This window comes from Allobosea sp. TWI1241 (assembly GCF_039673065.1).
In the GTDB taxonomy this organism is placed as follows: Bacteria; Pseudomonadota; Alphaproteobacteria; order Rhizobiales; family Beijerinckiaceae; genus Allobosea.
Genome location: NZ_JBDJKW010000001.1, coordinates 141,753 through 155,407 on the forward strand (window position 1 = coordinate 141,753; position 13,655 = coordinate 155,407).

A 13,655-nucleotide genomic window follows, 5' to 3' on the forward strand; every position below is an offset into this window, starting at 1 on the left:
ATGGCTCGGCGCCGCACGCCGCGCGCGGAAGGCCAACCCCAAGACCTGAATTAGAATAACTATAATATTCGCAGATATTGCACTGCGACATCACGGCAGGCTTGCGCATTTCCCTAGCGGTATTATTGACCGCAGCGCAGCATCAGCCGGCCGATCGACTTGCCACGACTATCCACCATCGCAGCCTTCAGCATCACGCTCGCCCTCTGGTGGCTCGCGAGCTCATCCGGCTGCGTCAGCGCCTTCCTGCTGCCCTCGCCGGTCACGGTCGCGCGCACGCTCGGTGAACTCGCCTGGTCGGGCGAGCTGCTGCATCACACGCTGGTCAGCCTCAGGCGCGTCGGCCTCGGCTATCTCCTGGCGATCGCGCTCGCCGTCCCGCTGGCACTCGCCTTCGTGCTTAGCCGCCATCTGCGCGCGGCGCTGGAGCCGCTGCTCGAATTCCTGCGCCAGATTCCACCACTGGCGATGATGCCGCTGCTGCTGCTCTGGCTCGGCATCGGCGAGACGCAGAAGATCGGCATCATCATCCTCTCCTGCTTCTTCCCGATCTTCCTCGGCGTGCGCGGCGGCTTCGACTCGGTCGATCGCAAGCTGGTCGATGTTGGCACCGTCAGCGGCTTCTCCCGGGCCGAAATCCTGCTGCGCATCGTGCTGCCCTCGGCGCTGCCGGCCATCGTGGTCGGGCTGCGCATCGGCCTCGGCTACAGCTGGCGCGCGCTGGTCGGTGCCGAGCTGATCGCCTCCTCCGCCGGGCTCGGCTACATGATCGTCGACGCCGAGAACCTGGCGCGCACCGACATCGTGCTGGCCGGCATGCTGGTCATCGGCGTGCTCGGCCTCCTCGCCGACGCGCTGCTGCGCCTCGTGATCCGCCGCTGCGCGCCCTGGCTCTCCGGCGAGCTGGAGATGGCGCGTGCTTGAGCTTGCGGGCATCGGCCGGCGCTATCGCGTCGCGGGCGGCGAGGTCACGGCGCTGGCTGATGTCGACCTGGTCTTTCCGCGCGGCTCGCTGACAACGATCGTCGGCCGCAGCGGCTGCGGCAAGACCACGCTGCTGCGCATCCTCGCTGGGCTCGACCAACCGAGCGAAGGCGAGATCAGGCGGCCGGGCGCCAAGGCGCCGCGCATCGGCGTCGTCTTCCAGGAGCCGCGCCTGATGCCCTGGCTCGACGTCGCGGGCAATGTCGGCTTCGCCCTGCGCGGCCGCCAGCCCCGGCCGGTGATCGCCGAGCGCTGCGCGGCGGCGCTGGCGCTCGTCGGGCTCGCGGCCTTCGCTGGCGCGATGCCGGCGCAGCTCTCGGGCGGCATGGCCCAGCGCGTCGCCATCGCCCGCGCGCTGGTGCAGGAGCCCGAGCTGCTGCTGCTCGACGAGCCCTTCGCGGCGCTCGACGCCTTCACCCGCCGCGCCATGCAGAACGAGCTGGTCGCGATCTGGCAGCGCAGCCGGCCGACCATCGTCTTCGTCACCCACGATGTCGAGGAGGCCGTCCTCCTCGGCGAGCGCGCGCTGGAGATGCAGGCCGGCCGCGTCGCCGGACATGAGGACATCGCCCTGCCCTATCCGCGCGATCCCACCGATCCGCAGGTCAACCATCACCGCCGCGCCATCCTCGAGCGCCTGATGGCGCCGCTGGCCGCCGGCGCACCGCTTTCCCACCAAGGAGAACCCCGATGAGATCCCCCCTCGCGCTGCTCGGCCTCGCCACCGCGCTGCTGCTCGGCCAGGCGCCCGCCCACGCCCAGGCACCCGAGAAGCCCAAGACGGTGCGCATCACCTATGTCACCGCGCCGTTCAACGTCCCCTCGATCGTGATGCGCGAGAAGGGCTTCCTCGACGCCGCCTTCGCGCCGCTCGGCGTCAAGGTCGAGAACCCGGTGATCACCTCCGGCGCCCAGCAGACCCAGGCGATCGCCGCCGGCGAGGTCGATATCGCCAGCGTGCTCGGCGGCACCTCCGCCATCCTCGCCGCCGCCAACGGCGTGCCGCTCAAGGTGGTCGCGGCCTATGCCCGCTCGCCGAAGGCCTATTTCCTGATGACCCGCGCCGACGGGCCGAAGGCGCTCGCCGATCTCAAGGGCAAGAAGATCGCCGGCCCCAAGGGCACAGTGCTGAACCAGTTGCTCGTCGCCGCGCTGGCCTCGCAGAAGCTGACGCTCAAGGATGTCGAGTACATCAACATGGACCTCGGCGCGGCGCGCGCCGCCCTGCTCGCCGGGCAGGTCGACGTCGCGACGCTGGCCGGCGCCAACGCCACCCAGGTCGAGAAGGCCGGCGGCCGCGCCCTCGCCAGCGGCGAGGGGCTGATCAAGCCGACCACGGTGATCGGCGCCTCCAGCGGCTTCGTCGAAAAGCATCCCGAGCTGCTGGCCGCCTATTTCGCGGCGCATCGCCAGGCGCTCGACTTCATGAAGACGAACCCGGAAGAGGCGCTCGCCATCGCCGCCAAGGAGCAGAAGATCGGCATCGAGGACGCCCGCGCCCAGCTGCCCCTCTACGACTTCACCCCGGCGATGACGGCCGCCGACGTCGCCAATCTGGGCGAGGACCAGGCCTTCATGATCGAGGCCGGCATGCTGCCCAAGGCCAAGGCGATCGACATCAAGGCCACGCTGATCGCGCCCTCCGCCTTCACCCTGAACTGAGCTGAACCGGCTCGCGCCCGCCTACCGCCGGCGCGAGCCCACCCATCCGGACGCCGCCATGCTGACGCTCTCGCTTCTCGATCCTCTCGTCGTCCCGCGGGGCTCGACCTCCGGCGGCGCGCTGCGCACCGCCTGCGACATCGCACGCGAGATCGAGCGGCTGGGCTTCGTCCGCCACTGGATCGTCGAGCATCACGACGTCGCCTTCGAGGCGAATCCGGCGCCAGAGGTGTTCGCGGTCGCGCTGGCACAGGCGACCTCGCGCATCCGCATCGGCGTCGGCGGCGTGCTGCTCAACCATTACAGCCCCTACAAGGTCGCCGAGGCGCTGCGCACGCTCGGTGCCCTGTTTCCCGGCCGCATCGATGTCGGCATCGGCCGCGCCACCGCAGGCCCGCTCGCCGACCGGGCGCTGCAGCGCCTGCGCGACGCCGAAATCCCCGACGATCATGCCGACCATGTCGCCGAACTGATCGGCTGGCTCGGCAACGACCTGCCCGAGAGCTCACCCTTCCACGGCATGTCGATCATGCGCGACGAGCCCCCGGGCCTGCTGCCCTGGATCCTCGCCGTCAGCGAAGGCAGCGCGCGCCGCGCCGCCGAAATGGGCCTCGGCCTCGCCTGCAGCGCCTTCCACGTGCCCGAACAGGCACCGCACTCCTGGGCCGCCTATCACCAGGCCTTCCGACCCTCGCGCCACGCCGCCGGCATCGCCGCGCCGCAGGGCTTCATCGCGGTGCGCGTCATCGTCGGCGAGACGCAGGAGGAGGCGGAGCGCCTCGCCATGCCGGTGCGCGCCGTCTTCCACCAGCGCCGCAAGCCCGAGCGCATCATGCTGGAGCGCCTGCCCTCGCTCGACGAGGCGGTGGCGATCATGGGCGGGATGATCCCGGCCGAGGGCAGCGACTGGCCGGCCTTCATCGTCGGCACGCCGGCCCGTGCGAAGGCGGCGCTGGAGCGCATGGCGGCGCAGACCGGCGCCCGTGAGTTCATGATCCAGGACTTCCTCGACGACCCGGCGCTGCGGCTGCGCAACTATGAGTTGCTGGTTCGGGCGCTGGCCTGACGGCATCCGGCCATGACATGGCGGGCATAATCGGCTAAGGCGGCCCTCTCCCGCCGCTGCGCCCTGCCCATGCTGTTCAACTCCTTCGTCTTCCTGCTCGGCTTCCTGCCCGTCGCCCTGCTGCTGCACTGGGCGGCGGAGCGCTTCGCGCCGCATTGGCGGCTGCCGGTGCTGGCTGCGCTGTCCTTCGTCTTCTACGGCTGGTGGGACTGGCGCTTCGTGCCGCTGCTCGCCTTCTCGATCCTGCTCAACTGGCTGATCGCGGAAGCCTTCCAGAAGACCCGCTCCGGCGGGCTGATCACCCTGGCGATCGTGCTGAACCTCGCCGTGCTGGCGCTGTTCAAGTACTTCAACTTCTTCGCCGATCTCGCTGCGATGATTCCGGGTTTGCCGACGACGAAGCTGGATCTCGCTTTGCCGCTCGGCATCTCCTTCTTCACCTTCCATCACATCATGTACCTGACGGATCTGCGGCGCGGGCAGGCGCCGCGCTTCGATCTGCTGCGCTACACGCTGTACATCTCCTTCTTCCCGCAGGTGCTCGCCGGCCCGCTGGTGCGCTGGCGCGAGATCATGCACCAGTTCGACGAGCGCCCCTATCAGCGCTCCGACGCCGCCCAGCGCATCGCCTGCGGGCTGATGCTGCTGACGATCGGCCTGGCCAAGAAGGTTCTGCTCGGCGATCCGCTGGCCGAATACGCCAACCCCGTCTTCGCCGCCGCGGCGGAGGGCCATCTCGTCACCATGGCGCAGGCCTGGCAGGGCACGCTCGCCTTCACCTTCCAGATCTATTTCGACTTCTCCGGCTACACCGACATGGCGCTCGGCCTGGCGCTGCTCTTCGGCGTCGTGCTGCCGCAGAACTTCGAGGCACCCTATCGCTCGCTCAGCCTGCAGGACTTCTGGCGGCGCTGGCACATGACGCTGTCGCGCTTCCTGCGCGACTATCTCTACATCCCGCTCGGCGGCTCGCGGCACGGCCTGCCGCTGCAGCTCTGGGCGCTGTTCGCCACCATGGCGCTGGGCGGGCTCTGGCACGGCGCCGGGCTGAACTTCGTCGCCTGGGGCGTGGCACACGGCCTGGCGCTGGCGGTCGGCGTGCTCTGGCGCCGCGCCGGCCTGCCGATGCCCAAGCTGCTCGGCTGGCTGCTGACCTTCCTCTTCGTCGCGCTGTGCTGGGTGCTGTTCCGCGCCACCTCCTTCGAGGCCGCGCTGGCGATCTACAAGGGGCTCTTCGGCCTCACCGAGATCGGCAGCGGCTTCAAATGGCGCGCTCTGCTGCCGGCGGCCGCGGTGGCGCTGATCGGCCCAACCGCCTGGGCCGCGGTGCACAAGGCGCCGCCGGCACGCTGGCTCGCGGTCCTCGCCGCGGTGGTCTTCGTGCTGGTGCTGTTCAAGATCGGCGACGACGCGAATTATGAGTTCATCTACTTCCAGTTCTAGATTTCACAATCGTTTGTAAAGTAAACTAACTGTGGAATATACAATAATATCATGATCTTAGATGGTATCCATTGCGATCGTTAAGCGGCTGGGGTTGGTATGCAGACCCACATAATTTGAACGTCGTCAAATCGATCTGCTAAGATGATGATTTTGAAGGGAATCTTAGTTTACGCGATGTTTTGAAACGTCGCGTCCATCGGATCCTCGAATTTTACACCCGATCGCGGTATGCTGTTCCGTCAACTATTCGGAGCAAGCGCCTGCAGGTCCTCGTGAAATCGGCGTACAGGGTCAAGGAAGCGCGTTGGGCCAGCGGCGAGCGCTTCGCGTTCACCGTGGGGCCCGATGGCCTCGGTGCCTACTGGCCGGTCCTCTACGCGGGGACCCGGCTTCGCGCATCCGGCCGCGCCTTCGGAACGATGCTGGCCAAGGCCCGCGTGGTCGCCGCGTTCCATACCTGGGCCCTCGCCAGGGACATCGACGTCCTGGAACGCGTACAGAGCCTGCGGCTCTTCGCCCTGCCGGAGATCGAGGCCCTGCGTCGGGAGATGCACCGTGCCTCGACGGCAAGCCGGCGCGGCGGCGAGTACGTCTCGACCAAGGTCTGGACGGACCGATGCCGGACCGTGGCCGACTACATCGATTGGCTGGCCGCCTTCGCCGTCGACAAGCTCGACAGGCGGGACCCGACCCTGCGGGAGGCGCGCAAGCGGTTGGAAAGCTGCCGCGATTGCCTGCTGGAGGATCTGCCCACGCCGATCGTCGGTTCGCGCGAGGGGCTGACGGAGGAGGAGCAGCGCGCCTTGCTCCGCGCCATCGTGCCGGGCTCAGACGCGAATCCCTTCCGCCCCCAGAACCAGTTCCGTAACTTCGCTCTGTTGCTCGCCTACTATCAGCTCGGCCTGCGTCTCTCGGAGCTTCTCGTCATCAAGACCGGCGACCTGAGGCTCGAAGGCGCCTCGCCGTTGCTAATGGTCGAGAGGCGCGCCGACGACCCGGACGATCATCGGGCCAAGGCTCCCGCGGTCAAGACGAAGGCGCGCCCCCTGCCGGTCTCGCGACCCCTGGCCCTTCTGCTGTCGCAGTGGATCACCGAGCATCGCTCCGACAAGAAGCGCTATCCCAAGGCTCGGAAAACCCCCTACCTCTTCGTATCCCATTTCGGCGAGCCGCTGAGCCAGGGCGCGGTCGAGTTGATCTGCCGGACCCTCCGCGGCTGCGACGGGGTTCCTGCGGACTTCACGCCCCACCGGCTGCGCCATGCCTGGAACGACAGGCTCTCGAAGCTCGCCAGCGAGGGCCAGCTCAGGGACGCGACAGAGAGGCAGATCAGGAATTTCCTGATGGGATGGTCGGACGCGTCCGAGCAGGGCTCGAACTACTCGAAGCGGGCGATCCAGGAGGAGGCGAACGCGCTGATGCTGAGGCTCCAGGACGCGACGATGAGGGACGACTGATGGCTCTGGGACAAGGAAGGACCGCACCGCTCTCGATCGAGGGGTTTCGCCTCGGTCGCGGCGTCGTCGTGGACCGCGCCTCGCTCGACGTCGAGTGCCTCGGACCCGTGTGGCGCCTCAACGATCCCGGGAACAGCCGTCGGGTGATCGATTGGCGCCGGTTCGCCGAGGTGCGCGACGACGTGGCCGGCGCGACTGCCGACTACATCGAATCGCTGATACGGACGCATTCGCCATCGCACGCGAGCACCGCCTATAAAACGCTGGTTCGCGCGCTCACGATCCCATCGTTCAGGGCCGCGGTCACGACGCCGGGCGCCACGATCGGGTTCCAACCGTTCGAGGAGATGCGCTCCAACCTGCGCTGGACAACGACCTACCAGCACCATTACCGCAAATGGTACCTTTGGTGCGCCAAGCGCGAGCGTCCCGGCTTCGACCCCGAGGTCGCGGATCTTCTTCGCGAGGTCACGGTGGGCAACGAGCCCAAAGGGCGGGCCGTGCTGTCCCTCGATCCCGAGGAGGGGCCGCTGACGGACCTGGAGGTGGCGAGCCTCGCCGGCATGCTCCGGGCCGCCGACGAGCTCGGGACGCTCACTGCGGACGAATCCCTGGCGCTCTGGCTCTCGCTCGCTCTCGGAACGAACCCGCTGAACATGGTCCTGCTGCGCGAGGAGGACTATCTTCAGGTCGTCGACGACCGGACCGGCGGCATCGCGCATTCCCTCCGCGTGCCCCGCATCAAGAAGCGTCACGCGAAGTGGCGCACCGAGTTCAAGACCCGCAAGCTCAACCCGGAGATCGGCGCCCGCCTCGCCTCGTTGATCGCGCGGAACCGGGAGCGTTGGCGAGAGGCCGGATGGCCGAATGCGGACTTCGCCAAACCCATCTTCCAGCGGGAGAACCCCAATCGGGGCGTCGCCAACTCCGGCCTGCGCGAGTATGCGATGCATCTCGAAAGCTCCGAGATCCGGGCGCTGGTCGCAGGCGCGGTGGAGAAGCTTGCGGTCATCTCGCCGAGGACCGGCGCGCCACTCCAAGTCTCGCCCCGGCGGTTGCGCTACACCTTCATCACCAGATTCATCGGCGAGGGCGGCTCGCTCATCGCGGCGGCCGAGGCTGCCGACCACACCGACACGCAGACCGTCCTCACCTACACGAATCTCCGCGGCGACATGGTCAAGCGCCTCGACGAGGCGATCGCGCTGGAGATGGCCCCGCGCGCCATGGCCTTCTTGGGAATGGTAGTGCGGACCGAGGGCGAGGCCGTCCGCGGCGAGGCCGAAGCCGCGAGTCGCGTCTATCACCACGCTCGCGATCGCGGCGCGATCGAGCCGGTCGGGACCTGCGGCAGCTTCGCCTTCTGTGGCCTTACCGCGCCCACCGCCTGTTACGAATGCGTACGCTTCCAGCCATGGCTGGACGGCCCGCATGAGGAGGTCCTGCGATCCTACGTCCAGAGGCGCGCGGACATGCAGGAGCGCGGCGTCGACGAGGGCCAGGTCCGCACGCTCGATCGGACGATCCTGGCGGTGGCCGCGGTGGTGCTGAAGGTCGGTGAGATCCGGCGAGGAGACGCGACATGACGGTCCACGTCCTCGTCACGGCGCGGCAGCGCACGGCGGCGGATAACCTGCAGCACGCCCTCGCCGAGGCACGCGCAAGCGTCGCGTTCGGAGCCGACCTCGATTACGACGCGATGGTCTGGCCCCTGCCCCGTGACAGGGCACGCCACCCCTCGATGAACACCCCGCGCGCGTTATACTTCAGTAGGAACCCGCCCGGCGGCAAGCGCACCCACGTCCATCACAGCAAGCGCGCCGAGTCAGACGTCCCGCTGGAGCGACCGTTCGCGGACCTGCTGAAGGCGTATGTGCGGATCGCGGAGTCTAACCGCCCTCGTAAGCTTCTGACCGATTACGTCAACATGGTCAGGGCCGGGCGATACCTCCACGACGTGTTGGCGCCGAAGGGCTACGACCCCTGCTTGTTGACCACGTCCGACTTTCAGGCCGCATTCGCCGCCTTCGACGCTGGCGGGCCGAGCGGATCGGCCCGATACAACATCGGCTCGCACCTGTCGCGCATCGCCGCCTGGGTGGTGAAGCGCGGCATCCCGGTCGCGCGCATCGAATTCCGCAATCCCGTTTCGAACAAGGAGCTGGGGACGACCGGAGCGCGCGCCTATTCCGGCTCGGGCCCCGCGCCGGACAGCAAGCTGCCCTCCGACCGGCTCCTCGACGCGCTCGCTGACATCGCGACCCGGGTCGAGACCGACCAGGACGTCCTCCTGATGCGAACCGTGGAACTCCTGGTCTGCGCCCCCTGGCGGATCGCGGAGGTGATGGCCCTGCCCGTCGACTGCGAGGTCACGCAACACGTGACGGAGCGGGGTCAGCCGGTCCTCGACGAGAAAGGCCAACCGACGATCGCTTACGGGCTCCGCTACCGCGGCGGGAAGGGTCACGGCTGGGACGTGAAGTGGGTCGCCTCCCCCATGGTGGACGTCGCCAGGCGCGCGATCCGCGACATCCGGCGCATTACCGAGCCCTGCCGGGAGACGGCGCGCTGGCTCGCCGCCAACCCCGGCCGTGCGTGGGTGCCTGAGCCCTGGACCGGTGCCGATCCGGACACGATGCTCACCACGATCGACGTTTCCACGATCGTCGCCGGCAAGGCAGATCCCATCTTCGGCAGGGACTTCATCGTCAAGGGCAAGGTTCCCCATCGGCGTGACGGGTGGCGCTACGAGGTACGGCTCGGGGACGTGGAGGCGGCGCTGCTCCGGCGCATGGACGAGCTGCATGGGGACCACGCGGCCATTCCGCGCGAGCAGCACCTCCTGCTGGTGCCGGGCGGTTTCTTCGGGGCGACGCGCATCGTCAAGACCGCCATCGTGCGGCACCTACCCTATTACGACATCCAGAATTTTCTGACCGGGCGCGCGAACGTCGCCTCGGCGTTCGAACGCTTTGGATGCGTCGACGACGTCGGCGCGCCCCTGCGGATGGCGAGCCACCAGCTGCGGCACTGGCTCAACACGCTCGCCCAGCGAAAGGGCTTGTCGCAGATCGACATCGCCCGCTGGTCCGGGCGCCGGTCCGTCGCGCAGAACCAAGCCTACAACCACATGACCGGCGTCGAGCTCGCCGAGAGGGCGCGCGAGCTGATGGACGCGGGCCGCATGAAGGGCGCGCTGGCCGACATGGCCGACACGCTGCCGCCTGCGGACCGCTCGGCCTTCCTCGCCTCCCAGATCGCCACGGCGCATACGACCGACATCGGCATGTGCGTCAACGACTGGTCGCTCGCGCCGTGCCATCATCACGGCTCCTGCGCGGATTGCTGCGATCATCTCGTCGTCAAGGGTGACACGGCGCAGCGCGAACGGGCCGAGACCCTGCTCGCCGAGACCGAGCACGTGCTGGTCAAGGCGCGCCAGGAGATGGCCGACGAGAGCTACGGAGCGTCGAATTGGGTCGCTCACCAAGAGCGCATGCTGGCCGGGGTCCGGTCCATCCTGGCGGTCCACGACGACCCCTCGGTGCCGGACGGGACGCTCGTCCAGGCCAACCCCACGGGCGCCTCGCGGTCCCCACCTCGGATCGCGCCTGTGTAGAACCGCCCGAATCGGGCGCCCGCCGGGTAGCGGGCCCTTGACGCGAAGCTTACGGAGAACGTCGGATGCCCATCCAGAAAACCCTCAGGCCTGCGCGGAAGAGGACGTATGTCGGCGATCCCGGTCGGAACCGCAGAAGGCTTGGCGTGAGGCGCGGAGGACCCGCGGGCGCGCGGCCCGGGCGCGTGCCTGGACGCAGGCGCCTGAAGGTCGAGGAGATCGAGCGGATCGTCATGGAGATCCGGGCCTGGAACCATTCCCGCGCTCCCCTGACATGGGAGGCCGTGCAGGACCTGGCCGAGGGACTTTTCCTCCATCGCTGGACCCGCCAGGCCCTGGAGGGCCGCGCCGAGATCAAAGGCGCGTTCCAGGACGGCAAGGCCACCGGGCCGCGGAAGGTGAAACGGACGCCGCGCGATCCGGTCCTGGTGCTGGAGAGGCGCCGGATCGAGGCTCTAGAGGAGGAGGTCAAGAACCTGAAGGCCAAGCTCGCCGCCTATGAGGAGCGCTTCGCCCGGTATGTCGTCAACGCCATGATGCGCAACGTGACGGAGGCGGAGCTGGACGAGCGCCTCCAGCCCAACGATCGCGGCCAGACGGATCCCAAGCTCAAGGGCGGCGTGCGGTGACGGGCGGCAAGTCCGGCCAGGCCCTCGGGACGGAGAACGTCGAGCGCCTGCGCGCGTATCTCGACGACCTCGCCGGGCGCGGACTGACGCTTCCCATGCGACGCGGAGAGGTCAACATGAGCGCGATCGCCCTCGCCTGCGGCTTCAACAGGCAGGTTCTTTACGTCAACGAGCACGCGAAGGACCTGCTGGCGAAGGCCATTGAGACCGCGGGCCTCACCAAGGGTTCTGCCCCGGATGGCGAAGAGGACGACGCGAAGCCCGAACAGCGCTCGGATCGGCGGGACCGCCGCATTCACAAGCTGGAGCAGGAGAACGCGGCACTTAAGGCCGAGAACGATGGCCTGCGACGGCAGCTGAAGCGTCTGGAGCACGTCGAATCCGTGATGATGACGGGTAGACGGGTCGCGAGTTGATGCGCAGTAGCCCATTTGTCCTTTGTATTGACGTCGGCGGGCCGAAGAACATCGGCTGGGCCGACAGCACCCGCTCGTCCGGTTCTGGACTGGAGCTCGAAGGTGCGCTGGATCGCGCCGCGGCATTGCTCCGCTACGGTCAGGCCGTCGCGCTTGGCTTCGAGGCGCCGATATGGACGCCTCGCCGCGCGGAGCTGATGACTATCACCGGTCGCCGGGGCGGCATCGAGACGACGTACAACAGGGCTTGGTCGGCGGGCGCCGGCACCGGCGCGCTCGGCGCGGCGCTCGCGCTGATGCCTTGGACGTTCTCTCGCCTGCGGAAAGCAGGCGGTGACGTCACCGTCACGGTCGACCTCGCTCGATTTCGTGACGGCGGCGCACGCCTGTTCGTCTGGGAGGCTTTCGTATCCGGCATCGGAAAGGGCGCGTCCCATCACGACGACGCCCTTCTGGCGGTCGACGCCTTCGCGGCAAGGTGGCCCGACCTCGTCAGCGACGTGCCGCCTGAGCCGGCGCTCAACCACGCCGTCACCGCGGCGATGGCCTCGGGATTGCTCGTCGATCCGGGCGAGCTTGCCATGCCCGCGATCGTCGTCGGGGTGTCGCCGGCGACCTTGCTTGATCCCGCAAGATCGGGCTAGCTCCGTCCGGTCCCGTCAAGCCACGCTGGTCGGCATCGGTATCCGCCACCTCGCGGCAAGCATCCGGGTGTGACGGCGATGCCTGTCGGCGTATGTTTCGTGGTCCCAGGCCTTCAGGTGGGCGAGCTCCTGCGCGCTGGCGTAGGTCGCGCGCTTCTTCGCCTTCGCCGCGCCGAGGCCGAAATAGACGTCGACCTTGTTCTGGAACTCCATATTCGACGCTCCCGAATTCTTCCGCGATGTCAGCAGGACAAGGTTGCCGAGCGTGTGGGTGATCGTCTCACGCTGATCCTCTGAGAACTGCGTCCAGGACCCGTCCTGCGGGTTCTGTGGCAGGATGTGCTCGACGGTCTTCTGGCCTTCCCACACGACGGGCTGCTCCGCCATGAGACGATCGAGGCGCTCCAGCATCGCGCGGACCACGCGTGTGGGGAATCGACCGTAGACGGGACCGTTCAGCGACGACCAAGCATCGGCGATCTCCTCGCCTGTGGGGGTCAGCGCATGTTCGATCTCCCCCGCTCCGAGCTTGAGGCCGCGCAGGATGCTCACGTAGCGGTTGAGACGCTGTGTATCGTAGCGCCGCCCCAACTGCATGATCCACGCGAGGCCCTCCAGTCGTTCGAGCAGTTGGACCAACGCGGGCGTTTGGCCGAGCTTGAGCGCTGCCGCGATGGCGACGGCCGTCCAGTCCCGGTTCGGCAGGAGCAACAATCCAGCGAGTGCCTCACTGGCGGCTGCCCGGAGATCCGCAGGGAAGTCGCTGCTGTCACCGTCGAGGATCTTCATGTACTGCCGGTGCGCGGGCGCCAGCTCCTTATCGAAGAACTCGCGTACGACGTTGGCACCGACGCCATGGAAACGTTCGTTGTAAGCCTCGCTCAACGTCCGGCGGCTTCGCATCTCCTCTCGGATGAAGCGCAGGTTCTCAAGCAAACCTTCGAACTCGTCCCGCCCCAGATCGTTCTCGAATTCCCTCCAGCGCTCGGCCTGGTGCGCCATCTCGCCGGCATCATTGAACTTGTCCAGCAAGTCAGCCTTGATCACGTCGGCGTTGGAGAGATCCAGGCCGCGATCGTTGAGGACCCGGAAGATCCTCAGGGCAGCGGCCCGGGACTCGGTCGAGACGACGACCAACACGCATTTCGTCAGCAGGAAGGCGACCAGCTTCTGCCGTTCGGCAGCAGGCAGTTCCAAAGTCAGGCTCCGCAGGGCCTGCGCGTTCTCCCACATCAGTTCCTGCGCTTCGTTCTTGGGTTCGTGCGAAGGTTCCGATTTTGCCGTGGCCCCCGGCATCTGGATCGAATCCTTGAAGAAGCCTCGATCGCGATCGTGGGCCTTGACGCGAACGGCCTCGACTTGGCCCGCGAACGGATTGGGCTCTATGTAAACCACGGAGGTCAATGCCGCCTTCTCCCGCTCGTCGACCGCGACGTCTCGAAGGACCGCCGCCAGGATCGTGAGCGTCGTCAGGCGCTGCTGGCCATCGACGACCTGCCCGGCGATCTGCCCCTTCGGCCTGATCAGGACGATGCTACCCAAAAAATACGGCTCATCGGTCGACGCGCCCACCGCCTCGACCAAGTCTATGAGCAACTGCTTCGCTTCGTCTGGCGTCCAGGCATAGGGCCGTTGATAGGGAGGGATCTCGTGCAGGAACCGATCGCCCAAAACCTCGGAAACCGTGTGCTGATGCGCTTCGATCATGATCGTCCCTCCGCGATCCGGAATA

The 13,655-nt window shown here is 67.6% G+C and carries 12 protein-coding genes; 11 read left to right on the forward strand and 1 reads right to left on the reverse strand.

Annotated elements, in window-relative coordinates; genetic code table 11:
* Positions 1–159 precede the first annotated feature (159 nt).
* The 11 genes from ABE438_RS00735 to ABE438_RS00785 all read left to right on the forward strand — a co-directional run bounded on the left by ABE438_RS00735 (position 160) and on the right by ABE438_RS00785 (position 11,923).
* Positions 160–924, forward strand: a complete 765-nt coding sequence (locus ABE438_RS00735; protein WP_346500246.1) for an ABC transporter permease — start codon at positions 160–162, stop codon at positions 922–924.
* A complete protein-coding gene (locus ABE438_RS00740; protein ID WP_346500248.1) occupies positions 917–1,678 on the forward strand; it encodes an ABC transporter ATP-binding protein in 762 nt (253 codons plus the stop codon). Before ABE438_RS00735 ends, ABE438_RS00740 begins: the two co-directional genes overlap by 8 nt.
* Positions 1,675–2,646 carry an ABC transporter substrate-binding protein gene (locus ABE438_RS00745; protein ID WP_346500250.1) on the forward strand — a complete coding sequence of 324 codons (972 nt, stop codon included), beginning with the start codon at positions 1,675–1,677 and terminating at the stop codon, positions 2,644–2,646. The genes ABE438_RS00740 and ABE438_RS00745 overlap by 4 nt, the downstream gene beginning before the upstream one ends.
* A 58-nt stretch (positions 2,647–2,704) precedes the next feature.
* Positions 2,705–3,712, forward strand: a complete 1,008-nt coding sequence (locus ABE438_RS00750; protein WP_346500252.1) for an MsnO8 family LLM class oxidoreductase — start codon at positions 2,705–2,707, stop codon at positions 3,710–3,712.
* A 69-nt stretch (positions 3,713–3,781) separates the two neighbouring features.
* Positions 3,782–5,155 carry an MBOAT family O-acyltransferase gene (locus ABE438_RS00755; protein ID WP_346500254.1) on the forward strand — a complete coding sequence of 458 codons (1,374 nt, stop codon included), beginning with the start codon at positions 3,782–3,784 and terminating at the stop codon, positions 5,153–5,155.
* 275 nt (positions 5,156–5,430) lie between these two features.
* Positions 5,431–6,615: a tyrosine-type recombinase/integrase gene (locus ABE438_RS00760; RefSeq protein WP_346500256.1), complete on the forward strand. Its 1,185-nt coding sequence runs from the start codon at positions 5,431–5,433 to the stop codon at positions 6,613–6,615.
* Positions 6,615–8,201: a hypothetical protein gene (locus ABE438_RS00765; RefSeq protein ID WP_346500258.1), complete on the forward strand. Its 1,587-nt coding sequence runs from the start codon at positions 6,615–6,617 to the stop codon at positions 8,199–8,201. The genes ABE438_RS00760 and ABE438_RS00765 overlap by 1 nt, the downstream gene beginning before the upstream one ends.
* Positions 8,198–10,234, forward strand: coding sequence for a hypothetical protein (locus ABE438_RS00770; protein ID WP_346500260.1), 2,037 nt, complete (start codon positions 8,198–8,200; stop codon positions 10,232–10,234). The genes ABE438_RS00765 and ABE438_RS00770 overlap by 4 nt, the downstream gene beginning before the upstream one ends.
* A 185-nt stretch (positions 10,235–10,419) precedes the next feature.
* Entirely contained in the window at positions 10,420–10,863 is a 444-nt protein-coding gene (locus ABE438_RS00775) for a coiled-coil domain-containing protein (RefSeq protein ID WP_346500262.1), read from the forward strand.
* A complete protein-coding gene (locus ABE438_RS00780; protein ID WP_346500264.1) occupies positions 10,860–11,279 on the forward strand; it encodes a hypothetical protein in 420 nt (139 codons plus the stop codon). The genes ABE438_RS00775 and ABE438_RS00780 overlap by 4 nt, the downstream gene beginning before the upstream one ends.
* On the forward strand, positions 11,279–11,923 hold the full coding sequence (locus ABE438_RS00785; RefSeq protein WP_346500266.1) for a hypothetical protein: 645 nt from the start codon (positions 11,279–11,281) through the stop codon (positions 11,921–11,923). The genes ABE438_RS00780 and ABE438_RS00785 overlap by 1 nt, the downstream gene beginning before the upstream one ends.
* Positions 11,924–11,938: 15 nt before the next feature.
* Here the strand turns inward: ABE438_RS00785 and ABE438_RS00790 are convergent, their stop codons facing one another.
* The gene (locus ABE438_RS00790) at positions 11,939–13,630 is read right to left on the reverse strand and encodes a DUF262 domain-containing protein (RefSeq protein WP_346500268.1); all 1,692 of its coding nucleotides are present in this window, start codon (positions 13,628–13,630) and stop codon (positions 11,939–11,941) included.
* Positions 13,631–13,655: the final 25 nt, after the last annotated feature.